This is a genomic window from Antarcticimicrobium sediminis, from assembly GCF_004348975.1.
GTDB lineage: Bacteria > Pseudomonadota > Alphaproteobacteria > Rhodobacterales > Rhodobacteraceae > Antarcticimicrobium > Antarcticimicrobium sediminis.
On the sequence record NZ_SMFP01000004.1, the window covers coordinates 43039 to 65691 of the forward strand.

Consider the following 22653-nt stretch of genomic DNA (forward strand, 5'->3'; position numbering starts at 1 on the left):
GGATGAGCGACGCAATCAGTCTGTTGTCGGTCCCCTCCGGGGCCAAGCCTAGCGGGTCGACCGCGTGGAGTGCGGCAGCGACCGGGTTCGAGGCGCTGTTCCAGTTGGACGGGGCCAGCGCGGGCGAGCCTGACACTGAGGCCGCGAATGGGTCTGGCACCGACGCGCTCAAGACCACCGACGCGCTCAAGAAAATGTACGGTTTTCTGGCCGGATTGGGCAAAAAGGCGACCTATCTGGAGCCGGAAAGCGATGCCCCTGCCGCGACACTGGAGGCGGTGGCAGGGCTGGCCTCGGATCTGGCCGAGGCGCTGGGCAGTTTCGAGCGGGAGACCGGGGTAGGCCTGCTGCCGTTGCTGGAGGCCGGGACGCTGGACGGTGACCTTTCGGTGTCGTCCACAGAGGGAGATGTGGCCGCCACCTTGGCCGATCCGCAGGCGGCAGTTCAGGCGTTGCTCTCGGTGATTTCAACCGTGACCGGTGCGGTGCGTCGGGTGTCGGACCTCGCAGCGGCGCAGCAGAGCGAGGGGGGCTTTGCGCCAGGGCGTCGGGCCGTGTCCCCGGATATGTCCGGGGTGATCGCCGCGGCAGCCCCCTCTGCAGCGGCGGCGGCCGGTGCCGCCGTCAGCGCGACGGCGGGGCTTGGTGCCAAGGGGGCGACGGGGCGGGTTGGTGGCATAGCCAGCACATCTTTGGACCCCGGTGCGGTGGTGTCGATAGCGCCGGCGACCGTATCGGTCGGGGCAGAGGTGGCTGCGACGTCCGACACAGAGGTGCCTGGTCTTCCGGTTTTCTTCGCTCCGATCCAGGGCGGGCGCTCCGGTGACGGCAATGCGCCTGCGACCCAAGCCTTGTTGGCGCGGGTCATGGCCGCTGCGGCGGAAGTTTCGCAAACAGCGGGGGTGGGGCCGCTTGCTGCGGCGTTGGCCGAGGCGGGGGGCGGGGTGTTGCGGCCCAGTCCGGTCGAGCCGCTGATCACCCCGGAGGATATCGCGCGTGCGATGGCGCGCGGCGGGCATCCCGCTGGCGATTCCGCGACCACAACAACGCAGGGGCGCAGCGAAAGCGGCGCAGAGCCGTCGCGCTTTGCCGCAGCTCTTGCGGCGCAGGTCCGCTCGGCCGAGGTCGGCGACGGGCACACCCGGATTGCGCTCAGCCCGCGTGGGTTGGGCAGTATTGAGGTGGACGTCAGCACCGGTGAGGATGGCGCGCTCAAGATCGTGGTGCGGGCCGAGAACCCGGCGGTTCTGAACAGCCTGCGCGACGAGCGTGATTTGCTGGCGCAGGCGCTGGGCGGGATGGATACCGGATCGCTTGACCTGCAATCCTTTGCTGACCGCGACGGGCAGGAGCCGCAGGGCAATCGCCCCCCCGTGCTTTCCGCGCGTCCGGGAGAGGACGCCGCCGAGGGCGGGGCCGATCCCGGGCTGGTACAGACCGCAGAAATCGGCGAAGGTCGGTTGGACATCGTGACCTGAGGGGAAACGGACATGGACGTAGCAGCAACAAGCACCACGCAGACGACAGAAACCGCGTCGAGCAGTTCGCTGTCGCAACTGAGCGAGGATTACACCCGCTTTCTGACGCTTCTTACGGCGCAGATCGAGTATCAGGATCCGTTGGCGCCGATGGACAGTTCGCAATTCGTCTCGCAGCTTGCGCAGCTCAGTCAGGTGGAGCAGGCGGTCAAATCGAATTCCAACCTTGAAACCTTGTCGGCACAGTTTGGTGCGCTGACCTCGGTCGCGGGTGCGGGCATGATCGGCCATGATGTGACGGTCAATTCGGGCAATGTCATGTTGGAGGACGGGGTGAGCGACGGCTATTACATGCTGACGGATGCCGCGTCCGAGGTCTCGGCGCAGATCATTGATCCGCTGGACCGGGTGGTGCGCACGCTGGAAGGATTGTCCACCACATCGGGCGAGCTTTTGCCGTTGGACTGGGACGGCAAGGACAGTCTTGGGCAAGATATGTTAAGCGGCAGCTATTCGGTGCGGATCAACGCGGTGGGCAGTGATGGGGAAGCGGTTGCGGCCTATACCTATCGCAAGGCTGCGGTGCAGGAGGTTCTGTTCGCCGACGGGGAACTGTATTATAACCTGTCCGGCAACGAAAGCGTTCCATCCAGTTCCGTTTTGTCGATACGGTAAACGCGCTCACACCTGTTAAGTTTGCGGGCGTTTAGCTGCGGGGGGTGCCCGCCGCGAGGAAGTGATTGATCTGGGCCGAATGCACCGATGGGAAGCTACCGTGCAGCTTCAGCACAATCCGTCCCGCCATCGCTGCCGTGTCGAGATTTTCCTCTTCGCCCTTGCCAACCCAAAGCATGGTTTCCGCAAGGTCTGACGCCGCCGTGATGGTGGCATCGCGCAGCCGCGCCCGGCCTGCCGCGCTGCCCAGCCGTTCAAAGGCGGTAGCGTCAGAGATGAACACATCCATGTCGATCACGATATGCAGGATGCGGGTCGGTTGAAGCACCTGAAAGGTGAACTTGCCCAACGGCATCTTGTACAGCACGGCTTGTTTGCGCCCCTCCGCGCTGTTTGCGGCCTGCTCGGGATCGGTTCCGCGCAGCAGGAACCACCCCGTCGCAAAACCGACTCCCCCCATCAAGAGGATCACCAGCAGCGCAAGGAGAGGTTTTTTCACCGGTGCCTCCGGTCAATAGGGCAGGATCACGTCCAGGAAATCTTCGCCATAGCGCGGCTGTTGCACGCGGCTCAACTGACCTCGGCCACCATAGGCGATGCGGGCCTCGGCAATCTGATCATAGGGGATGGTGTTGTCGATCATGATATCGACAGGGCGGATCACCCCGGCCACGCGCAATTCGCGCAATTCCTGATTGACCTTGACCTCTTGCCGCCCGCCGATCACGAAATTGCCGTTGGGCAGTTCCTTGACGATCATCGCGGCGACCCGCAGTTCGATCGTCTCGTTGCGCTTGATCGAGCCTTCGCCGGCGGTCGAGGAGGTGGAACCGAGATCAATGATCGACCCGCCGGTTGGCAGGTCAGAGGCATCGACACCCGGCAGGATCTTGTCGATCTGGCTGCCATAACCAAGGAACGCAGGGTCTTGTACGTCCGTGCCGCCGCTGCGGCTGCGTTCCGATGCGTTGCGCAGCGAGGCGCTGTCGTCGATGTCGATGACCACGGTCAACAGATCCCCCACCGCCTGTGCGCGCCGGTCGCCGAAGAAACTGCGCGTGTTCTTGCCCCAGAGGCTGGAGGCCTCGGCTCGTTTGGGCGGCGTCATCGGCTCGGATTCCGGCATCGGGACGCTGATGCGGTTGACCTCGGGCATGGTTTCACCGTCGAGCACCACACCGCTAAGCTCCGGGTTGCGGTGTTTGGTGTATTGGCCGCAAGCCGACAGGGCGAGCGTCGCTGCGAGGGCGGCAGCGAAGGGGCGGGTTGGAAATCTATCAAGGGCGAAGATCAAAAGCTTGCCTCCACTAAACCATCGGCGCGGGCGACGCCCACGACTGTTTTGTTGCTGCTGAGATTGACCACCCGGACCTCTTGGCCCAGATGTGCATCGGAAATTGCCTTGCCCGAAACGGCGAGCTCGAGCCCGCCGAAGTTGAGCTGAATGGTCACCCGTTCCCCGCGCGAGATGATGATTGGCGGTTGCACGGACTGAATTTGCACCGGGCGACCGGGAGAGAGCATGCGGCGCACCTGCATCCCGACCAGCCCTTTGGCGTCGGTGATCGCATAGGCGTTGACGCGGGCCCAAGGCATATCGACCATCTCGACATCCTCGGGCTGCACGATGGTATCGGGCATGACACGGCGCACCGGCACCGGCACCGGCTGGGTCAGCGTGGCAACGCCCCAGACCCGGCGCACATCGCCCCGGTCGGTGACCACATTTGCGATGAACTGACCGGTGTCGTGGTCAATCCAGAATTCACGAATGAATTCGCCCTCGGAGGGCAAGCCAGCGGCCATGCGGACCTTGAAAAAGCCGGAGTCAGGCATGCCTGGGCCGAATTCCTGTGTCGCGCGTTCGGTGACCAGCGCGACGATGTTGGCCGCGGTGGCAGGGGCCGCTGGCAGCAGTGCCGCAACAAGGGCGAGGAGGCCCAGAAGACGGCCGGATCGCGCGGGGGAGGGGAGCGGGCGGCGCATCGTTATTTGATCTGGTTGGCGGTGGAGAGCATCTCGTCGGCGGTCTCGATCGCCTTGGAGTTCATCTCATAAGCGCGCTGGGCAGAGATCAGGTCGGTGATCTGCTGGATGATGTTGACGTTGGAATTTTCCAAATACCCCTGCCGGATGATCCCGACGCCTGGTTCGCCCGGCGTGACCAGCGCCGGTTCGCCCGAGGCTGTGGTCTCTTCCAGCATGTTGTTGCCGATCGGTTTCATCCCGGCTTCGTTCAGGAAGGTGGCCATGGTCAGCTGCCCCAGCTCTACCGGGGTGGGGTCGTTTTCGACATAGGCCATGACCACGCCTTCTTGGTTGATGGCGATCTCGCGGGTGTTGTCGGGCATGGTAATGCCCGGGTCGATCTCATAGCCGTCCAGGGTGACGATCTGCCCCTCGGCGCTCAGCTGGAAGCTGCCCGCGCGGGTATAGGCCTGGCTGCCGTCGGGGCGGTTGATCACGAAAAATCCGTGCCCTTCGATTGCCAGATCAAGCTGGTTCTCGGTCTGCGACAGCCCGCCCTGCGTGTTCAGGCGGACCACCCCGGCGCTTTGCACCCCGAGGCCGACATTCATGCCGACCGGGCGCGAGGTGCCCTCGGTCGAGGTCAGCGCGCCCTCTTGCTGCATCGACTGATAAATCAGATCCTGAAAGGCCGCCCGCCCGCTTTTGAAGCCGGTGGTATTGGCGTTGGAGATGTTGTTGGCGATGACATCGACGTTGGTCTGCTGGGCCAGCATCCCCGTCGCCGCGATTCCTAGTGCCTTCATGGTCGGGTTCCTCCCCGTTGGTCGGTGTCAGGCGGGTCAGACCACCTGGCCGAGGCGCTGAATGGCCCGTTGTGTCAGATCGTTGCTGTCGTTCATCAGTTTCGTCGCACGTTCATAGGCGCGCTGGATGTCCATAAGGTGGGTCATCTCGACGATCGGCTGCACGTTGCTTTGCTCGACAAACCCCTGCGCGATATTGGTCTCGGTGTCGGGCGCGGCATTGGTGCCTGCATCACCATAGAGATACAGCCCGCCACCGATCGGGACCAGTTTGTTCGGGTCGGGGAGGCTGAACAGGCCGATTTGCCCCAGAATTGCGCCATCGGCATCGGTGATGGTGCCGTCCGTCGAAACGCTGATGTTCTGTCCCGCAGCCTGTGGCAGGGTGATCGGCGCGCCGCCCGGGTTCAGCACCGGGGAGCCGGTCAATGTCGAGAGCTGGCCGTTGGCATCGACCGCCAGACGGCCATCGCGACCATAGGCGGTTGCGCCCGCGCCGGTCTGATAGGACAGCCACCCCGATCCCGACAACGCCAGATCCAGCGGGTTGCCGGTGGCAACAAGCGCGCCCTGACTGGTGTTGAGAAATGTGCCGCGATCCTGAACATAGCTGATGGTCGCGTCTTCGGTTCCATCCGATTGCACCGCCTCGAACAGCGGTTGCGTTGACTTGTACCCGGCGGTCGAGGCGTTGGCCATGTTATGCGCGGCAAGGTCCATGCTGCGCTCCAAAGCCGTAGCGAGGGAAAGGGAGACGTAATTCGCGTTGCCCATGGCTGCTTTCAGCCCCCCTCAGATACGCCGGCAAGGATAGACCGGCAAAATTTCGGTATCATTCCTCTTATTGCATGATAAACTATCCATCAATATAAGAATTAAGGCAAGATGTATTTGGTTGAACCCAAGGACAGCCGGTGGTCAACATGAAGAAACCGACAGCGGCTGCGGTGCTCTTGGCCGGCGGCGTCGTGGCTGGGGCCGCGCTGGCCTCGGGCGTTCCGCCTGATGCGTCGTCGCTGGCTGATCTAAGCCGCGCGGCGCGCTCGACCCCCGGCGTGGCCCGGCAGGGTGATATGGATCTGCGGCGCTGGCCGGAGGACGGTTTCTACAAGCAGCTGACAACAGGGATCGACGCGCTGAGCTCTGCCCACGGGCCAGAGCGGCCGGGCGTTTTCCTTGATATGGCCGAATTGTATCTCAGTCAGGCGTTGCTCTACGAGGCCCGTTCGGTTCTGGACGGGATCGAGCCGGAAACCGCGCAGAACATACGCCGTTGGCGCGCCATGCGGGACGCGGTGCGGCTGCTGGGCGGCGAGGCAGTGTCGGATATCCAGTCGTCACCACTGGTGACGCCGTCGCGACCCGACAGAGGCATGTGGCTAACGCTTCAGGCGGTGGCGCAGGGCGATGAGGTGATGCTGCGCAACAACCTCGCCGGGGCGCTGGCGGCGATGGCCTATCAGCCCCGGCCGGTGGTGCGCATGGTGCTGCCGATTTTCACCGAGGCGGCGGTCGAGGCGGGGGAAGCGCGGCTCGCAGAGCAGGCGATCTCACTGCTGGAGGAGGTTCCCGATCTTTCCGGCGCGCCGCTGGGGCATTATCTACGCGGACGGGCGGCCCTGATTCAGGGCAATGAGAAAACGGCGCTGGAGTACTATTTTGCCGCCAGCGATGGCTGGGATCTGTATGCGGCGCGGGCGCGGCTGGCATTGGCGGACATGGCGTTGAAAGATGGTGGGCGCGGTGCGCTGTTGGCGGCGCGGGACGTGTTGGAATACGGATCTGGGGCGTGGCGCGGGGATCGCTATGAGCGCGACCTGTTGCGGCGGCTTGCCGGGCTTTATTCCGCGACCGATGATCCGTTTTCGGCCCTTGTCGCCCGCGGCAAGCTGATGCTGCGCTTTCCCGGCACCGAGGCGGCTGTCGAGGCCGCCGTGCAGGCGCGTGCGGATATGGCCGAGGTCTATCGCGATGGGGCCGAGGGGCAGTTGTCGCTGTCGCAATGGGTGACATTGCATATGGAGCTGGTGCCGCTCTATCGGTTTTTCCCGGAGTTTGCCCTGCATTCCGAGGCTTTGGCGGACCGTGCATTGCAACTGGGCGGCACCGATCTGGCCGCGGGGGAGTATCGCCGGGCGCAGGCGTTGGTGCAGGAACTGGCCGATGTGTCCGGGGTGCCGGTTGAGGAGGGGCGGCTTGTCGGGCTGCAACTGAAGCTGGCGCATGCCTTGTCGCGCGGCGGTCAATATGTCGAGGCACGCGCTGTGCTGGAGCAGATCGGTGTGCCCGAGGATCCGGCGCAACGCCAGCGGGTCAGCGCGTCCAAGGCCTCGGTGCTGGCGGAGCTTGGCGACAATGACGGGGTGCTGCGGACCCATGTCGCCAGCCCAGATGCGGGCAACCTGCGCGATCTTGCGCTGGCGCTGTCGCAGGCCGGGAGCTGGACCGAGGCGGCGCTGTTCTACAAGAAGCTATGGGCGAGTTTCCCCGAGGTCTTTACCGCGCGCGATGCCTCCTACCTGCTGTTGGCGGCGCGAAAAGCTGGCGATGTGCAGGCAGCAAGTCGGGTGGTCGCCGCTTTTCCGGGGCTGACGGATTCCGAAACCTGGGTCGATATTGCCGCAAGCCTGATGGAAACGCCCGCACCGTTGGCGCCGCTCAGTCTCGATGCCGCCGATACCCGTCTGGATAGCGCCGCGCGCGCCATCGGCACGATCAGCGCGCGCGAAACCGGCCTGTAAACCCGCAAGGCGACCGGACAGGCCGACAGACTGGGCGGAGTCCTTGGTCGCCCGCCCGATCACGCCCTGTTTTTCTTTAATCTTTAACCCGGCTTAAAATAGCCTCGTGTATTTCTTGTAGTAAACAAACAAGAAACAAGAATAATCAGAGGCGGTGGTCATGAGCATTTCGAGTGCACTTCAAACCGGAGTCAGCGGTCTTCAGTCCAACTCGAAGGCGGTGAGCGGTATTTCAGAGAATATCGCAAACGCCAACACGGTTGGATACAAGCGCGGCTTTAGCCATTTCGTGACATCCTCGGCCGCCGGGGCGGACGGCACCGGCATGCTGGGGGTCAGCGCTGTCGAAGAGATGGAAATGAACCGGGCCGGCGGGTTGGTTTCGACCAATTCGGCAACCGACATGGCGATCAGCGGGTCGGGTTTCTTTACCGTATCGCTGCGCCCGGACGAGACGGTTCAGACCAATTACCTGCTGACGCGTGCGGGGTCGTTCCTGCCGGATCAGGACGGGAACCTGGTGAATGCGGGCGGCTACTATCTGGCCGGCTACCAATATGATCTGGACGGAGAGCTGGGCGATGTGGATCGCAGCTCTTTCGCGCAGATGGAGACGGTGAATATCGGCAACATCAGCATGTCGGCGGCTGCAACCACCGAGATTTCGACCATGGGCAACCTGCCGTCGCAAGAGGCGGGCCTTGTGACCCCGGGAGACCCGTTCACGACCTCGTCGGAATTCTTTACCCCGCTGGGCGCGTCGGAACGGCTGAGCTTTTCGTGGGAACCGACCACGACCGACAACACGTGGAACGTGACGATCAGCGATAGCGCTGGCACGGCGATGGGGTCGGTGACCGTGGACTTCAACGATTCCGGATCGCTCGCCGGGTCGCCGGCGTCCTATTCCGGCGTGACCTCGACGGCAACGGCGCCTGCGGCTTTTTCGTTCGACACGGCCACCGGTGAAGCCACGGTGACGGTGGATGACGGCGGCTCGCCGCAGACACTCGTCATCAAAATGGGGGCACCGGATTCCTTCGACGGGATCACCCAGTTTGCGGGTGATTTCAGCCAGTCGTTCACCCGTGACGGATCCAGTGTCGGTGAGCTTATGCGCACCGAGATCGACGAAGACGGAACGCTCTACGGTGTTTTTGACAACGGTCAGCGGCGGGCCTTGTACGAGATCCCGGTCGCGATCGTGGCCAATCCCAATGGGTTGCTGGAAGTGCGTGGCAACGCCTATGCGTTGAGCAATGACACCGGGGCATTTCTGGCGATGAAGGCCAATACCGGCGCCACCGGCGCGGTCAGCGGGCAATCGCTTGAATCCTCCAATGTGGATATTGCCGAAGAGATGACCGATCTGATCAAGCTTCAGCAAGCCTATTCCATCAATGCCAAGGTGGTGACCACGGTGGATGAGATGATGACCGAGACCGCGCAGCTCAAACGTTGATCTGAGCCGGCCTTCAGGGGATACCCATGAGTCTTTCCAGTGCCCTCAATACGACTGCGACGGGCCTTGCCACGTCGCAGACGCAGACGCGGATCGTTGCCGACAACATCGCCAATGCGATGACCCCCGGCTATGTGCAGCGCGAGGCGGTGATCGTCAGCAGTATCTCTGGCGGCGCGCAGGTGGCCGAGGTGCGCCGCGATGTCGATGCCTCTCTGGTGCGGATGGCCCGCACCGAAAGCGGCAAGATGGCGCATCAGCAGGCCGTCAGCGAGGGGTTGGGCAACTATACCATCTACCTGGGGCAACCCGGTGACGGGCTGTCTCCGGCGGATAAGTTCTCTGAATTCAACACGGCGATGACCACGCTGGTGAACATGCCGTCCTCGAATGGGGCGCAATCGGCAGCGGTCTATGCGGCCGAGAGTCTGGCCGCGTCGATCCGTGGGGCAAGCGATACATTGGCCGATGTCCGTGCTGAGGTGGATATGGAAATCCGCTATGAGGTGACGGATCTGAACCAGGCGCTTCAGGATCTGGCCGATCTGAACAAGCAGATGCGCGATTTTTCGAACGGCTCGCTCGAGGCGGCAGATCTGGCGGACCGTCGTGATGGTCTGCTCGATCAGGTAGCCGAGATCGTCGGCATCCGGGTGACTGAAACCTCGGACGGGCGGGTGAACGTCTATACCACCGGCGGTGCGGCGCTGGTGGAGGGCGTTCAGGTGCAGGATGTCACCTATCAGCCCGGCGACGGCAGCTTTTTCGCGGGCACTACGGAAATCACACCGGGCAAGGACGGGCTGCGCGGCGTCGAAGAGGGAAGTCTGGCCGGTTTCGCAGAGTTGAAGCGCGACATCCTGCCTCGATTCCAGCTTCAGCTTGACGAATATGCGCGCGGGTTGATGCAGGCGTTCGAGGGGGCTGATGCCTCGCTGTCGGCGGGGGAGGCCGGGCTGTTCACCGACAATGGCAGCGCCTTTGATGCCAGCGAACTTGAGGGGCTGGCCGGTCGCCTTCGCGTCAATGACGCGGTCAGTCATAGCGGTGACAGCGAAGTCTGGCGCATCCGCGATGGCATGGGCGCCACAACCACCGGCGACGTCGCCGACGCGACGCAGATCCAAGCCTTTATCGACGGTCTGGACAATCCCCTCGGGGCCGATCCTGAGACCAGTATGAGCGCGACGGTTTCGGTGGCGAATTTCGCGGCCGAGATGGTCTCGACCCAGTCGGCCGAACGCGCCCGTGCAGAAAGCGATTACAACGCGGCCGCCTCTGCCGCCGGGCTGGTGCAGGCATCGCGCGAGAGTGTCGAAGGCGTGAATATCGACGAAGAGTTGCAAAAGCTGATGCTGATCGAGCAGAGCTATGCCGCCAATTCAAAGATGCTGACAGCCGTGGGCGAGATGCTCGATACGCTGTTGGCCGCAGTTTGAGGATAGCAGATGAGCTGGAATGTAAGCCGTGTTTCTTCGTTGCAGATGAACCAGTTCAATCGCGACTATATTTCACAGGCGACGCTGGCGCTGCAAAAGGCGGGTCAGGAGCTGTCGACTGGGCTCAAGGCCGATCTGTTCGCAGATCTGGGACCGCGTGCTTCGGTCGCGCTGACCTTGCGTGCGCGCGAGGAGAATACGCAGGCCTACACGACCTCTAATTCGCTGCTGGAAAGCAAGCTGGAGGCGATGCTGATCTCGGTCGATGCGGTGCGCGATCAGACCAGCGAAGTGCTGGAACTCTCGCTGGTCAGTGCGTCGAGCTCCAGCCTCGGCGCGGGTGCCCTGCAAGCGCAGGCCCGTGCCGCGCTGGAGGGCACTGTCGCGACCATGAACACAAGCTATAACGGCGATCATCTGTTTTCCGGGACCGCCAGCGATCAGGCGCCACTGACCCGCTGGTCAGAGGTGAATGCGACGACCGGCCTGTCGCCCGAAGAGGTGCTGTCGGATATCGTGGGGACCGGGCCGACCTCGGTGGCCGAAGCTGATGCGATGATCAGCGAGATCGAGGCGTTCTTTGCCTCGACCAACAGCGCCGACCCGGACAGGAACTTCGAAGCGACGATGTACAACGGAACGCCGCTTCTGGATGCCAGCGGCGACCCGTCGACCCGGATTACGGCGCGCATCAACGAAGGGCAGGAACTGGTCTATGGCGTTCAGGCCAATGACGAGCCTTTTCGCGAAACGCTGAAGGGGCTGGCGATGTTGTCGCTGGTGGATGTCAGCCAGATTGAGGACTCGGCGACCTATACGCGCTGGATGGAGGTCGTGAATACGGCGCTCAGTAGTGGCACGCAGGGCGCGCTGGAAAGCTCTTCCTCGATCGGGTTCAATCAGCAGGTCGTCGCCACGACGCAGGAACAGCTGAACGACATGTCGCTGGTTCAGCGCACCCAGATATCGGACTATGAAAGCGTCGATCCCTATGAGGCGGCCACCATGGTGTCGAGCTTGGAAACCCAGCTTCAGGCCAGCTACAGCGTCACCGCCCGGCTGTCACAGATGAGCTTGCTGAATTACCTCTGAGGCAAGGCGCCGGAGCTTTCAGGCCCGGACCTCGGCCCCGTGCAGGCTATGGGGGGTCTGTGGTTTGGGCGCGGGCAGGTCGAACTCGTCCGGGGCGCTCAGCTTGTAGCCGCGACCATGGACCGTCTCGATATATTGTGCGCCGCTGCTCGCGGCGGCCGCGATCTTTTTGCGCAGCTTGCAGATATAGACGTCGATCACCTTGTCGAACGGCTGATCCGCGCTCATGCCATAGACCGCGTCATAAATCGCGTTCTTGGAAATCACCTTGTTTGAGTTCAGCGCAAGATGCTGAAAGATCGAGTGTTCGCGCTTTGACAGCCTGATCCGCGCGCCCGAGACGATAGGATCGCGCCCGTCGAAAAAGGCAATCAGCTCGCCCACTTCGACGCTTTCGGCGGCGTGGCCGTGGAACCGGCGAATGATGGAATTGATCCGCGATACCACCTCGCTGCCCTTGATCGGGCTGACGATGACATCATCGGCCCCCCGATCAAGGGCTGCCGAGGTATCCTGTGAATTCCGAAAATCGCGCAGCACGATAACAGGGTTGGCGCAGCCGGCCTTGCGGACGGTGCGAATCTGCGCGTGGGTATTGTCAGACTCTCCGATCAGGATCGCCCGCACCTCGTTGCCCGGCTGGGTCAGAGGGGGCAGGCCGCTCTCGAAAAAGTCTTCATCCACGAACAGGGGCTCGATGCCCGCGTTCTCCAGCTCCAGGGCTAGGGATGTCTGACGTTTTTCACGGGGTTCGAAAACATAGGCGCGCATGGACACCTCCGTTCCCGCCATTATTCATATCTATCCTTAATCGCTAGCAAGGAAAGAGATGGAGTTCAATAACAAAATTATCCACAAGCAAGTTTAGATTGCGCTATATATGGACTTGTCAAAAATAAATGGCTAGGATCAGCGCAAGGGCCAAGGGTGAATTCAATGTCAGTATGCAGGTCATTGGCGACGGTTCTGGGCGCGGCTGTTTTGGGCGCGGCCTGTTGCCTTGGGTCCGTGGTTTCGGCCGAGGTCCGGGTCAAGGATATCGCCAGCTTTGAGGGAGTGCGGGAAAACCACCTGATCGGATACGGTCTGGTGGTGGGCCTGTTGGGCAGTGGCGACAAGATGAGCAACAGCCCCTTCACCCGCGAGTCGGTGAAGGGCATGTTGGAACGTCTTGGCGTGGCCAATCTTGATGGTGACCTGCTCAAGACCAAGAACACAGCCGCCGTGATGGTCACCGCCAAGCTGCCGCCCTTCGCCCGCCGTGGCGCGCCGATTGATGTGAATGTCGCCTCGCTTGGCGATGCCACCAGCCTGCGCGGCGGCACCTTGCTGGTCACGCCGCTTTCCGGGGCCGATGGCGAAGTGTATGCCGTGGCGCAGGGGCCGGTCGCGGTGTCTGGCTTTCTGGCGCAGGGCAATGCCGGCAGCGTGCAGGAAGGGGTGCCGACCATCGCCCGGATCGACAGCGGCGCCATCGTCGAACGCGAGGTGGCGTTCCAGCTCAAGGAGTTGGACAGTTTCCGCATCGCCCTGCGGGTGCCCGATTTCACCACCGCCACGCGGATCGAGGATGTCGTGAACGACAAGCTTGGCGCGGGATCGGCGCGGGTGCTGGACCCCGGCACCGTCGAGGTGCAGATCCCGGGCAAGGCCGACGTTGCCGAAACCATTGCCGCGATCGAGGGGCTGACGGTCCAGCCCGACAGCACCGCGCGCGTCGTGGTGGACGAGAAGTCCGGCACCATCGTGATCGGCGCGAATGTGCGGATCGGACAGGTGGCGATCAGTCAGGGCGGCCTGACCGTGCGGGTGCGTGAGCGCTATAATGTCAGCCAGCCAAGCCCGATCAGCATCGGCGGCACCACGGTGGTGGTGCCGGAAACCGATATCAACGTGGAAGAGCGGGAGAGCAAGTTCACCATTCTTGAAGGCGATGTCAGTCTTCAGGATCTGGTCGACGGGCTGAACGCGATCGGGGTTGGCGCGCGCCAGACGATTTCGATCTTGCAGGCGATCAAGGCCTCTGGCGCGCTGCATGCAGATCTGGAGATCATCTGATGGAGACCCCGAAAGTATCGGCGGGCATCCCGGCGACAAGCAGCGAAACGCGCGCCAGTCGCACCGCGACAGAGGACGCGCGGGTGTCAAAGGAGTTCGAGACGGTTTTCATCAGTCAGTTCGTTGATCAGATGATGAAGACGGTTGATTACGGCCCAACCTCTGGCGGGCAGGGGGCCGAGATGTGGCGCTCATTCTTGTCGCAGGCCATGGCCGAGCAGTTGAGCGAACGCGGCGGTCTGGGTCTTAGCGCGAATATAGAACAGATGCTGGGCGCGTATCGGCGCTGACGGTGCGGAACAACGGAACAGGCGGGGCCATGCTGGGAAAGCGGAAATTTCGGATCGGAGAGCGGATGCAGGCGCGTCGCGGGGCACCCTTGGCTGGTGCGACGATCCTGACCGAAGAAGACGAGGCGAATATCGAAGCCTATACCGCCAAGGTTGGTGAAGCGGTGGCGCTTTTGAACGAAGAAGTCGCGGCCCTGACCGACGGGCGGTTTCAGGTGGTCAGCGAGCTGTTCGAACGCAAATCGGCCCTGTTGAAGTGGCTGGAACTGCGGATGCCGTTGATCGAGCCGTTCCTGAAGCACGAGGCCGCGAAAGCGCGCGGGTTGCCGGAGCGTCTGGCCGAATTGAAACAGTCGGTCGGCGCGGACAGCGAGATGTTGCAGCGCATGGCGATGGCGGCGGGAACCATCGTGCGCGAGATCCGCAAAGCCACCGAGCGCAACGGGCTCAGCGGCCTTTATGGCAAGTCGGGGCAAAAGATCGGCAGTCAAGAGGGTGGTAAATTGCGCATCGACCGCGAATTTTAAGCGCGGCGAGAATCCGAAAATTAGCGAAGCCTTAACTCTGCCTTAATTCTGATGTCTATATCCTCAGTACTGGTCTTGAACCAGAAACAGTCAGAAGACTGAATAATCAAAAACGAGAACTGAGGAGAGCATTAAATGTCGTCCATTCTCACCAATAACTCCGCGATGGTTGCACTCTCGACGTTGAATGACGTCAACCGTGGCCTGAACGAAACCCAAAACCGCGTCTCCAGCGGCCTGAAGGTCAGCTCGGGGAAAGACAACGCGGCCTACTTCCAGATTTCTGAATCGATGAAGGGTGACAGCGCTGCCTTCGGCTCGATCAACGAAGGCCTGTCCCTGACCAAGAGCTCGATCGCGACCGCGCGCTTGGGCGCAGAAACCATTCAGGACCTGTCGCAGCAGTTCATGGAAAAGGTTGCCTTCGCGCAGGGCGCGACCGGTGGTCAGGCCGAGATCGAAAGTGACCTGCTCGAGCTGGTCAAGCAGATGGAATCCACGCTGAGCCAATCGACGTTCAGCGGCGATGATATGTTGGGCGCGGGCTCCTATTCTGCTGCTGTCACCGCCAGTACCGGCGTTACCGCGGGTTCGGTCGCTGGGGCCACCGGTATTTTGACGGCATCCTCGAACAATGACGCCACTGTGGGCGCTTCGCGCGATGTTGTGACCGGCATCAGCCGCGCCGGCGGCAGTTATGCCACCACCGACGTCACGGTCAAGACGCACGACATGGCCATACTGGTCTCAGACTTCAAAGCGTTGGCGACCGGCTTCGCGGCCGCTGCGGAAACGGTGGCGACTGGTGAGGCCTTCTTGGCCGGCGCACTGGCCTCGACCGAGGGCGTTGTCGACAAGGTGACCGACATCGCGACCAAGCTTGGCCAGTCCGAGAAAACGATCGAGAACCAGCAGACCTTCCTGTCGTCGCTCACCGATACGCTGGATACCGGTGTGAGCTCGATGGTTGATGCCGACATGGAAGAAGAGGCCGCGCGCCTGCAGGCCTATCAGGTTCAGCAGCAGCTGGCGACGCAATCGCTGTCGATCGCCAACCAGCAACCGCAGAATATCCTGAGCCTGTTCCAGTAACCGGCCTTTCGTCAGGGGGCTTCCCCCTGACGACCCTGACGATATGATCGTAAGCCAAAAATGAGGAAAGCCTTAACTCGGCCTCAATCATGATGTCTATATTCACAGTACTGGTCTTGAACCAGAAACAGTCAGAAGACTGAAAAACGAAAAACGAGAACTGAGGAGAGCATTAAATGTCGTCCATTCTCACAAATAACTCCGCAATGGTTGCACTCTCGACGTTGAACGACGTCAACCGTGGCCTGAACGAAACCCAGAACCGCGTCTCCAGTGGCCTGAAGGTCAGCTCGGGGAAAGACAACGCGGCCTACTTCCAGATTTCTGAATCGATGAAGGGCGACAGCGCTGCCTTCGGCTCGATCAACGAAGGCCTGTCCCTGACCAAGAGCTCGGTCGCGACCGCGCGCTTGGGCGCAGAAACCATTCAGGACCTGTCGCAGCAGTTCATGGAAAAGGTTGCCTTCGCGCAGGGCGCGACCGGCGGCCAGGCTGATATCGAAAGTGACCTGCTCGAGCTGGTCAAGCAGATGGAATCCACGCTGAGCCAGTCGACGTTCAGTGGCGATGATATGCTGGGCGCAGGTTCCTACACCGCTGGATCGGTTACCGGTTCCGCCGTTGACTCCGCGACTGGTGCCTTGACTGCGGGCGCTAATGGTGATGCGACCGTGGGCGTTGACCGCAATGTTGTGACCGGCATCAGCCGCGCCGGCGGCGGCTATGCCACCACCGACGTCACGGTCAAGACGCATGACATGGCCGAACTGGTCTCAGACTTCAAAGCGTTGGCGACCGGCTTCGCGGCCGCTGCGGAAACGGTGGCGACTGGTGAGGCCTTCTTGGCCGGCGCACTGGCCTCGACCGAGGGCGTTGTCGACAAGGTGACCGACATCGCGACCAAGCTTGGCCAGTCCGAGAAAACGATCGAGAACCAGCAGACCTTCCTGTCGTCGCTCACCGATACGCTGGACACCGGTGTGAGTTCGATGATCGATGCCGATATGGAAGAAGAGGCCGCGCGCCTGCAGGCCTATCAGGTCCAGCAGCAGCTGGCGACGCAATCGCTGTCGATCGCCAACCAGCAACCGCAGAATATCCTGAGCCTGTTCCAGTAACCGGCCTTTCGTCAGGGGGCTTCCCCTGACGACCCTGTGATTTCACGAGTTTGTCAGCCGGTCTTTCGGGCCGCTGTCTGCCGGTCGCCCCTAATTCGGGCGGCCGGTTTTCGTTTCCGCTGCCGGGGCTGGCGCAATCGGCACGTCAATCCCCGCTTCAAGCAGCATTCTGTACAGATCCGCAAAGCTTTGCTCGGCCCGCATCGTGGTGCCACGGGTCTGGGCCAGAAACAGGTTCGCCGCTGAAAAGAACCGGGCGGCGGCATCGGTTTCAGGGTCAGACCCGGGCGTATAGGCGCCAACGCGAATCAACTCCTCCATATCCGAATAGCGGGCCAGCGCGCGGCGCGCGGCCTGCATGATGCGGTATTCCTCGGCGCTGTGGCACTCTGGCAGCATGCGTGAAATCGAGCGTTGTACATTGATCGCCGGATAGCGGTCCTGCTCGGCGATGCGGCGATCCAGCACGATGTGACCGTCCAGAATGCCGCGCACCGCGTCCGCTATGGGTTCGTTCATGTCGTCGCCGTCCACCAGCACGGTATAGACGCCGGTGATGTCGCCTTGGCCCTCTCGACCGGGGCCGGCGCGTTCCAGCAAGTGCGGTAATTCCGAGAACACCGTGGGCGGATAGCCCCGCGTGGTCGGCGGCTCGCCGCTCGACAGGCCGATTTCGCGTTGGGCCATGGCAAAGCGGGTGACGCTGTCCATCATCAACAGCACCTGCTTGCCCGCGTCGCGGAAATGTTCGGCCACCGCCGTCGCAGTCCAGGCCGCCTGACGGCGCAGCAGTGGCGCTTCGTCGCCCGTGGCCACCACCACGATCGAGCGCGCCATGCCCTGTTCGCCCAGATCCTCTTTGATGAAGTCCTGCACTTCGCGCCCACGTTCGCCCACCAATCCGATCACGATCACATCGGCGTCGGTATTGCGTGCCAGCATCGCCATCAGGGTGGATTTGCCAACGCCAGAGCCGGCAAAAACCCCCATCCGCTGGCCGCGGCAAATCGGCGTGAACAGGTCGATGCATTTGATCTGGGTTTCCAGCTTGTCGCCCACCCGGCGCCGCTCGTAGGCAGGCAGCGGGCTGTTGCGGCCGCGCGCGCGGCGGCTGCCGGAGCGAAACGCGGGGGCTGGCGACAACGGGCGGCCAAGGGCGTCGATCACGGTGCCGATCCAGCTTTCGTCCGGGCAGATGCTGTCACCGGCCTGAACCAAGTCCACCCTGTCGCCCACGGCGATCCCGTCCCAGGTGCCGAAGGGCAGCAGGCGCAGCCCGTCATCGCCTGCGCCAACCACCTCGCCGGTGACCAGACCGTGACGGCCATGCACCCGGCAGCGCTGGCCGATACCGGCGGCGCGCTCCAGTCCCGAGACCATCAGAGACAGGCCGACGACAGATTGAACACGCCCTTCTATCCTTGCCGTTTCAAGGTTTGAAATCGCGCTTCGCAGGTCTGAAAAGATGGCGCTCACAAGAATAAACCCTGTTAATCTTTGCCGTGCTTGCTATACTTGCCAAGAATTGAGCCGGAGTCCATGATGAATCTGGATAACATCAATCTGTTCCAGTTGGCGTCGCGCCGCCTGCAGTGGCTGTCCGACCGTCAGAAAGCTGTGTCAGAAAATATCGCCAACGCGGATTCCGCCGGGTATCGCGCCCGTGGAGTGGAGGATTTCGACTCCTATCTGGAGCGAACCGAAAGCTCGGATGTGTTGCCCCATGCCGAAGCGCTTGAGGTCGAATCCTCTTGGGCGGAAAGTCTTTCGGGTAACAACGTGGTGCTGGAGGAGCAGATCCTTCAGGCGGCGAACACGTCCGGGCAATACAAACTGGCGTCAAATCTTTACCGCAAAGCGCATGAGATGGTGCTCGCGGTTTCCGGTTCGGGCTGAGGGGGCTTAAATGGACGTTCTGTCTTCAATCGTTGCCACCGCTGCCAGCGGCCTGCGCGCCCAGGGCGAGCGGTTGCGCGTGGTGTCGGAAAACGTTGCCAACTCGGCCACCACATCGCAGGAGCCCGGCGGCGATCCGTATCGCCGCAAGGTGATCAGTTTTGGCGCGGATACCGATGCCGCCACCGGCGCGGCGATGGTGCGCGTGGCCGAGGTGACGCGGGACATGGGTGAATTTTCCCTGCGCTTCGATCCGGCCCATCCGGCGGCTGACGAGAACGGCTATGTCAAGCTGCCCAACGTCAATCCGCTGATCGAGATGAGCAACATGCGCGAGGCTTCGCGCAGCTATGAGGCGAATATGACCATGCTGGAAAATGCGCAGCAGATGCGTAGCCAGTTGATTGACCTTTTGAAATAGAGCTGACCCATGAGCGATTTCTCTTCGATCCAGCCCAATGCCGCGATTCAGGCCGCCTATGGCAAGTCCAAGGTTATGACCTCGGACGCGGCTGGCGGCGAGCGGCTTGACCCGGCGCAGGCGCAAAATTTCGCGCAGATGATCCAGAACGCCGCCGCCGACGCGGTGGGCACGGTGCGCGAGGGGGATGCGACCGCCGCAGCGGGGCTGACCGGAAAGGCCGGGTTGCAACAGGTGGTCGAGGCGACGATGGCGATGGAAAGCACGGTCAAGGTTTCGGTCGCGGTGCGCGACAAGCTGGTGGAAGCCTATCAGGAAATCATGCGGATGTCGCTCTGACGGCAGCTGCGTTCACGACAACCCCGGGAGCCCCTGTTGGACACGGTCAGCACATATGAGATTTTGCGGCTGATGATCAACACGGTGTTGTTGGCGTCGGCCCCGGTGTTGGCGATTGCGCTGGTGGTTGGGCTGGCGGTCTCGTTCTTTCAGGCGTTGACGCAAATTCAGGAAATGACGCTGACCTTTGTGCCCAAGATCGTGGCGATCTTTTTGGTGCTCGCGCTGGCCATGCCGTTCATGTACGGCACGGTGATGCGGCTGTCGAACCGGGTGTTCGACCTGATCGTCAGCGGGGGGCTCTGAGATGCGCGGCACGACCCGTCTTGCACTGGGGGTGGTAGGAAGCTGCATCGCCGCGGCCGGGCAGAGTGCCCCGACGCAGGCCGAGTTCTTTTCCGGGTTCTACCGTCCTTCGGCGCCCGTGGTGGTGCCAGCGACGCGGGTCGCCCGCGATCCGGCGCCGGTGCTGGGTGGGGCGGATTGTCTGGCCGCGATTCTGGATGCGCAGGCACGCTATGACATTCCCGACAATCTGCTGCTGACGATCGGCGTGCAGGAGGCCGGGCGGCGCGGCCCCGAGGGGCTGACTGTTTGGCCCTGGACCGTGAACGCCGCCGGTGAAGGCGCATTTTTCAACACCCGCGAAGAGGCCCTGCGCTGGGTGCGCAGCAAACAGAAGGCTGGCGTGCGCTCGATCGACGTGGGGTGCATGCAGGTGAACCAGAAATGGCACGGGGGCGGTTTTGTCTCGCTTGAACAGGCGTTCGATCCGGCGGTGAACGTGGATTATGCCGCGCGCTTTCTGCTCGGGCTGTTTCAGGAAACCGGGGATTGGTGGAAAGCCGCAGGACGCTATCATTCCGCGACCGATACCCACAAGGAGGTCTATCTGACCGCGCTGCAGCGCAATCGCGACGCGGTCACCGCGCAACTGCCCGATCTGATCGCGCAGGCCAGTACCGCGCGCATGTTCGCCATGACAACCCCCACGCCCGCTGCGCCGCGCCTGCCGGAGCCGCCGGTGTTCTGGAGCTCGGGCGCCGAGGTGCCGCGTCCGGATGCGGGCGGCTCTGGCCAGTTTTCGATTTATTCCAACCGCCCGATGCAGCCGATCTTGCCGGCCTATCGGGTGGTGAAATGAGCACACAATGAGCGCACGGGACGTAAACCCCGCAGCCGGGATCGCCAAGAGCCTGTCGAAATTCGGCCTCGCCAACCGCGATATCGGCTTTGCCATGGGCGTGGTGCTGATCCTGGGCATGCTGTTCGTCCCGCTGCCGGCGATCATGCTGGATTTCGGGCTGGCGATCTCGCTGTCGCTGGCGGTGTTGATCCTGATGGTGGCGTTGTGGATCCCGACGCCGGTGGATTTCAACTCTTTCCCGACGCTGCTGCTGGTGGTCACCATGATGCGGCTGGCGCTGAACGTGTCCTCGACCCGGTTGATCCTGAGTCAGGGGCATCTGGGGTCGGATGCTGCCGGCCGGGTGATCGAGGGGTTCTCGCGCTTTATCGTGGCGGGGGATTTCGTCATCGGGATCGTGATCTTTGCGATTCTGGTGATCATCAATTTCGTCGTGATCACCAAGGGCTCGACCCGGATCGCCGAGGTTGCTGCGCGGTTCTCGCTGGATGCGATGCCGGGCAAGCAGATGGCGATCGACGCTGATCTGGGCGCGGGTATCATCGACGAGGACGAGGCCCGCGAACGCCGTCGGGTTCTGGAACAGGAAAGTTCGTTTTTCGGGGCGATGGACGGGGCCTCGAAATTTGTGCGCGGCGATGCGATTGCCGGGTTGATCATCACGCTGATCAACGTGATTGGCGGCATTCTGATCGGCATGTCCAGCCATGGGCTGAGCCTGAGCGACGCCGCCGGAAACTATACCGTTCTGACCATCGGCGACGGGCTTGTGACACAGATCCCGGCGCTGGTGGTGTCGCTGGCCGCTGGCCTGCTGGTCACCAAGGGCGGCACCAAGGGCGCGGCCAACGAAGCGGTGCTGCAGCAGCTGGCAAACTTTCCCAAGGCGCTCTACATGGCCGCCGGACTTTGCTTCATGGTGGGGTTTCTGCCGGGGTTCCCGGTGGTTGTCTTCTCTGTTCTGGCGGCGGGGATGGCGACGCTGGGCTATGTCATGCAGCAACATGTCGCTGATCAGGATCGCGCAGAGGCCGCCACAGCGAAGCGCGAGAGCGAAAAGCGCGAGGTCGAGGACCCGATCGCAGAGGCGCTGCGGTTGGACGATCTGCGGCTTGATCTGGGCGGGGCGCTGGTGCCGCTGATCTCGTCGACCAACGCGGCGCTGCCGGGCAAGGTGAAAAGCCTGCGCAATCTGTTCATCAAGGATTTCGGCTTTGTCATGCCGCCGGTCCGGATCAAGGATGACGTCGCATTGCCCGGCATGACCTATGTGATCTCGCTGCAAGGCGTCGAGACCGCGCGTGGCGAGGTGCGGCCGGGGTCGATGATGGTGATTGATCCCGGTGGCAACGACACCGAATTGCAGGGCGAACGCACGCGCGAGCCGACCTTCGGGCTGAACGCGATCTGGGTGGATCAAAGCCGCGCATCGGAGGCCGAGTTGCGCGGTTTGACCGTGGTTGACCCCGAAAGCGTGATCACCACCCACCTGACCGAGGTGATCAAGGAGCATATGCCAGAGCTTCTGACTTTTGCCGCGACGCAGGATCTGATCGAGGGGCAAAGCAAGGAATACCAGAAACTGCTGAGCGACATGTCGACCAAGTCGCCTGCCGTGCTGCTGCAACATGTGTTGCAGGCGCTGCTGTCCGAACGGGTATCGATCCGCAACCTGCCCAAGATCATCGAGGCGGTGGCCGAGGCCGCTGCCACCACCCAGAACCTGCGCGCCATTGGTGAACATGTGCGCAGCCGGCTGTCGAAACAGATCTGCCAATCGCTGGTCGATTCCAACGGCTATGTGCCGGTGATCGTGCTGGGCGCGGAATGGGAGCGGGAACTGAACAACGCCGTTTCTCCCGGCGCGGAGGAGACGGCCTTTCTCATGTCGCCGACGCGGGTGCAGGAATTCGTGCTGGCGGTGCGGCAGCAAATCCAGAAATTTGCCGCCGGTGACGAATGGCCGGCGCTGCTGGTGACGCCGGATGTGCGCCCCTATGTGCGCCAGATCCTCGAACGGGTCAGCCCGGTGACGCAGGTGATTTCCCACAACGAAGTGCATCGCAAGGCCTCGCTCAAGACCGTTGCCACGGTCGGGGGCTGA

Annotated in this window: 24 protein-coding genes; 17 read left to right on the plus strand and 7 right to left on the minus strand. The window is 62.5% G+C overall.

What is annotated here, in order from left to right:
* The first annotated feature begins 2 nt into the window (after window positions 1-2).
* Window positions 3-1478, plus strand: a complete 1476-nt coding sequence (gene fliK / locus E1B25_RS07580; RefSeq protein ID WP_132828169.1) for a flagellar hook-length control protein FliK — start codon at window positions 3-5, stop codon at window positions 1476-1478.
* Window positions 1479-1490: 12 nt separating this feature from the next.
* Window positions 1491-2153 carry a flagellar hook assembly protein FlgD gene (locus E1B25_RS07585; RefSeq protein WP_132828170.1) on the plus strand — a complete coding sequence of 221 codons (663 nt, stop codon included), beginning with the start codon at window positions 1491-1493 and terminating at the stop codon, window positions 2151-2153.
* A gap of 31 nt (window positions 2154-2184) precedes the next feature.
* On the opposite strand, the gene E1B25_RS07590 is transcribed toward E1B25_RS07585, so the two are convergent.
* The 5 genes from E1B25_RS07590 to flgF are packed head-to-tail and all read right to left on the minus strand — an operon-like array spanning window position 2185 to window position 5701.
* The gene (locus E1B25_RS07590) at window positions 2185-2652 is read right to left on the minus strand and encodes a flagellar biosynthesis protein FlgH (RefSeq protein ID WP_132828171.1); all 468 of its coding nucleotides are present in this window, start codon (window positions 2650-2652) and stop codon (window positions 2185-2187) included.
* 12 nt (window positions 2653-2664) lie between these two features.
* A complete protein-coding gene (flgH, locus tag E1B25_RS07595) occupies window positions 2665-3447 on the minus strand; it encodes a flagellar basal body L-ring protein FlgH (protein WP_245510642.1) in 783 nt (260 codons plus the stop codon).
* On the minus strand, window positions 3444-4139 hold the full coding sequence (flgA, locus tag E1B25_RS07600; RefSeq protein WP_132828172.1) for a flagellar basal body P-ring formation chaperone FlgA: 696 nt from the start codon (window positions 4137-4139) through the stop codon (window positions 3444-3446). Before flgA ends, flgH begins: the two co-directional genes overlap by 4 nt.
* A gap of 2 nt (window positions 4140-4141) precedes the next feature.
* Window positions 4142-4927, minus strand: coding sequence for a flagellar basal-body rod protein FlgG (gene flgG, locus E1B25_RS07605; RefSeq protein ID WP_132828173.1), 786 nt, complete (start codon window positions 4925-4927; stop codon window positions 4142-4144).
* Window positions 4928-4963: 36 nt separating this feature from the next.
* Window positions 4964-5701 carry a flagellar basal-body rod protein FlgF gene (flgF, locus tag E1B25_RS07610; RefSeq protein WP_132828174.1) on the minus strand — a complete coding sequence of 246 codons (738 nt, stop codon included), beginning with the start codon at window positions 5699-5701 and terminating at the stop codon, window positions 4964-4966.
* A gap of 149 nt (window positions 5702-5850) precedes the next feature.
* On the opposite strand from flgF, the gene E1B25_RS07615 reads away from it, so the two are divergent.
* The 4 genes from E1B25_RS07615 (at window position 5851) to E1B25_RS07630 (ending at window position 11661) form a co-directional block, all read left to right on the plus strand.
* Entirely contained in the window at window positions 5851-7668 is a 1818-nt protein-coding gene (locus E1B25_RS07615; protein ID WP_132828175.1) for a hypothetical protein, read from the plus strand.
* A 160-nt stretch (window positions 7669-7828) separates the two neighbouring features.
* Window positions 7829-9130 carry a flagellar hook protein FlgE gene (locus E1B25_RS07620; protein WP_132828176.1) on the plus strand — a complete coding sequence of 434 codons (1302 nt, stop codon included), beginning with the start codon at window positions 7829-7831 and terminating at the stop codon, window positions 9128-9130.
* 26 nt (window positions 9131-9156) lie between these two features.
* Entirely contained in the window at window positions 9157-10569 is a 1413-nt protein-coding gene (flgK, locus tag E1B25_RS07625) for a flagellar hook-associated protein FlgK (RefSeq protein ID WP_132828177.1), read from the plus strand.
* 9 nt (window positions 10570-10578) lie between these two features.
* On the plus strand, window positions 10579-11661 hold the full coding sequence (locus tag E1B25_RS07630; RefSeq protein ID WP_132828178.1) for a flagellin: 1083 nt from the start codon (window positions 10579-10581) through the stop codon (window positions 11659-11661).
* Window positions 11662-11679: 18 nt separating this feature from the next.
* Here E1B25_RS07630 and E1B25_RS07635 read toward each other — a convergent pair whose 3' ends face one another.
* A complete protein-coding gene (locus E1B25_RS07635) occupies window positions 11680-12432 on the minus strand; it encodes a response regulator transcription factor (RefSeq protein WP_132828179.1) in 753 nt (250 codons plus the stop codon).
* A gap of 165 nt (window positions 12433-12597) precedes the next feature.
* On the opposite strand from E1B25_RS07635, the gene E1B25_RS07640 reads away from it, so the two are divergent.
* From E1B25_RS07640 to E1B25_RS07660, 5 genes are all read left to right on the plus strand, one after another.
* Complete coding sequence (locus tag E1B25_RS07640) at window positions 12598-13719, plus strand: flagellar basal body P-ring protein FlgI (RefSeq protein ID WP_132828180.1); 1122 nt, start codon at window positions 12598-12600, stop codon at window positions 13717-13719.
* The gene (locus E1B25_RS07645) at window positions 13719-14009 is read left to right on the plus strand and encodes a rod-binding protein (RefSeq protein WP_132828181.1); all 291 of its coding nucleotides are present in this window, start codon (window positions 13719-13721) and stop codon (window positions 14007-14009) included. Before E1B25_RS07640 ends, E1B25_RS07645 begins: the two co-directional genes overlap by 1 nt.
* A gap of 29 nt (window positions 14010-14038) precedes the next feature.
* The gene (locus tag E1B25_RS07650; protein ID WP_132828182.1) at window positions 14039-14536 is read left to right on the plus strand and encodes a flagellar biosynthesis protein FlgI; all 498 of its coding nucleotides are present in this window, start codon (window positions 14039-14041) and stop codon (window positions 14534-14536) included.
* 135 nt (window positions 14537-14671) lie between these two features.
* Entirely contained in the window at window positions 14672-15628 is a 957-nt protein-coding gene (locus tag E1B25_RS07655; protein ID WP_132828183.1) for a flagellin, read from the plus strand.
* 176 nt (window positions 15629-15804) lie between these two features.
* Window positions 15805-16746 (plus strand): flagellin, encoded by a 942-nt coding sequence (locus E1B25_RS07660; RefSeq protein ID WP_132828184.1) that lies wholly within the window; start codon window positions 15805-15807, stop codon window positions 16744-16746.
* A 90-nt stretch (window positions 16747-16836) separates the two neighbouring features.
* On the opposite strand, the gene E1B25_RS07665 is transcribed toward E1B25_RS07660, so the two are convergent.
* A complete protein-coding gene (locus E1B25_RS07665; protein ID WP_132828185.1) occupies window positions 16837-18222 on the minus strand; it encodes a FliI/YscN family ATPase in 1386 nt (461 codons plus the stop codon).
* Between the two features lie 66 nt (window positions 18223-18288).
* On the opposite strand from E1B25_RS07665, the gene E1B25_RS07670 reads away from it, so the two are divergent.
* The 6 genes from E1B25_RS07670 to flhA are packed head-to-tail and all read left to right on the plus strand — an operon-like array spanning window position 18289 to window position 22653.
* Complete coding sequence (locus E1B25_RS07670) at window positions 18289-18642, plus strand: flagellar basal body protein (protein WP_132828186.1); 354 nt, start codon at window positions 18289-18291, stop codon at window positions 18640-18642.
* Window positions 18643-18652: 10 nt separating this feature from the next.
* Window positions 18653-19063: a flagellar basal body rod protein FlgC gene (gene flgC, locus E1B25_RS07675; RefSeq protein ID WP_132828187.1), complete on the plus strand. Its 411-nt coding sequence runs from the start codon at window positions 18653-18655 to the stop codon at window positions 19061-19063.
* A 9-nt stretch (window positions 19064-19072) separates the two neighbouring features.
* Window positions 19073-19402 (plus strand): flagellar hook-basal body complex protein FliE, encoded by a 330-nt coding sequence (gene fliE / locus E1B25_RS07680; protein WP_132828188.1) that lies wholly within the window; start codon window positions 19073-19075, stop codon window positions 19400-19402.
* A gap of 36 nt (window positions 19403-19438) precedes the next feature.
* Entirely contained in the window at window positions 19439-19708 is a 270-nt protein-coding gene (gene fliQ / locus E1B25_RS07685) for a flagellar biosynthesis protein FliQ (RefSeq protein WP_132828189.1), read from the plus strand.
* Between the two features lies 1 nt (window position 19709).
* Window positions 19710-20546 carry a lytic transglycosylase domain-containing protein gene (locus E1B25_RS07690; RefSeq protein ID WP_132828190.1) on the plus strand — a complete coding sequence of 279 codons (837 nt, stop codon included), beginning with the start codon at window positions 19710-19712 and terminating at the stop codon, window positions 20544-20546.
* A 7-nt stretch (window positions 20547-20553) separates the two neighbouring features.
* A complete protein-coding gene (gene flhA / locus E1B25_RS07695; protein ID WP_132828191.1) occupies window positions 20554-22653 on the plus strand; it encodes a flagellar biosynthesis protein FlhA in 2100 nt (699 codons plus the stop codon).

Bases quoted from the DNA above. Each gene is read 5' to 3' on its own strand.
- fliK (WP_132828169.1), top strand. From the start codon at position 3: ATGAGCGACGCAATCAGTCTGTTGTCGGTCCCCTCCGGGGCCAAGCCT.
- E1B25_RS07585 (WP_132828170.1), top strand. From the start codon at position 1,491: ATGGACGTAGCAGCAACAAGCACCACGCAGACGACAGAAACCGCGTCG.
- flgA (WP_132828172.1), bottom strand. From the start codon at position 4,139: ATGCGCCGCCCGCTCCCCTCCCCCGCGCGATCCGGCCGTCTTCTGGGC.
- flgG (WP_132828173.1), bottom strand. From the start codon at position 4,927: ATGAAGGCACTAGGAATCGCGGCGACGGGGATGCTGGCCCAGCAGACC.
- flgF (WP_132828174.1), bottom strand. From the start codon at position 5,701: ATGGGCAACGCGAATTACGTCTCCCTTTCCCTCGCTACGGCTTTGGAG.
- E1B25_RS07615 (WP_132828175.1), top strand. From the start codon at position 5,851: ATGAAGAAACCGACAGCGGCTGCGGTGCTCTTGGCCGGCGGCGTCGTG.
- E1B25_RS07620 (WP_132828176.1), top strand. From the start codon at position 7,829: ATGAGCATTTCGAGTGCACTTCAAACCGGAGTCAGCGGTCTTCAGTCC.
- flgK (WP_132828177.1), top strand. From the start codon at position 9,157: ATGAGTCTTTCCAGTGCCCTCAATACGACTGCGACGGGCCTTGCCACG.
- E1B25_RS07630 (WP_132828178.1), top strand. From the start codon at position 10,579: ATGAGCTGGAATGTAAGCCGTGTTTCTTCGTTGCAGATGAACCAGTTC.
- E1B25_RS07635 (WP_132828179.1), bottom strand. From the start codon at position 12,432: ATGCGCGCCTATGTTTTCGAACCCCGTGAAAAACGTCAGACATCCCTA.
- E1B25_RS07640 (WP_132828180.1), top strand. From the start codon at position 12,598: ATGTCAGTATGCAGGTCATTGGCGACGGTTCTGGGCGCGGCTGTTTTG.
- E1B25_RS07645 (WP_132828181.1), top strand. From the start codon at position 13,719: ATGGAGACCCCGAAAGTATCGGCGGGCATCCCGGCGACAAGCAGCGAA.
- E1B25_RS07650 (WP_132828182.1), top strand. From the start codon at position 14,039: ATGCTGGGAAAGCGGAAATTTCGGATCGGAGAGCGGATGCAGGCGCGT.
- E1B25_RS07655 (WP_132828183.1), top strand. From the start codon at position 14,672: ATGTCGTCCATTCTCACCAATAACTCCGCGATGGTTGCACTCTCGACG.
- E1B25_RS07660 (WP_132828184.1), top strand. From the start codon at position 15,805: ATGTCGTCCATTCTCACAAATAACTCCGCAATGGTTGCACTCTCGACG.
- E1B25_RS07670 (WP_132828186.1), top strand. From the start codon at position 18,289: ATGAATCTGGATAACATCAATCTGTTCCAGTTGGCGTCGCGCCGCCTG.
- flgC (WP_132828187.1), top strand. From the start codon at position 18,653: ATGGACGTTCTGTCTTCAATCGTTGCCACCGCTGCCAGCGGCCTGCGC.
- fliE (WP_132828188.1), top strand. From the start codon at position 19,073: ATGAGCGATTTCTCTTCGATCCAGCCCAATGCCGCGATTCAGGCCGCC.
- E1B25_RS07690 (WP_132828190.1), top strand. From the start codon at position 19,710: ATGCGCGGCACGACCCGTCTTGCACTGGGGGTGGTAGGAAGCTGCATC.
- flhA (WP_132828191.1), top strand. From the start codon at position 20,554: ATGAGCGCACGGGACGTAAACCCCGCAGCCGGGATCGCCAAGAGCCTG.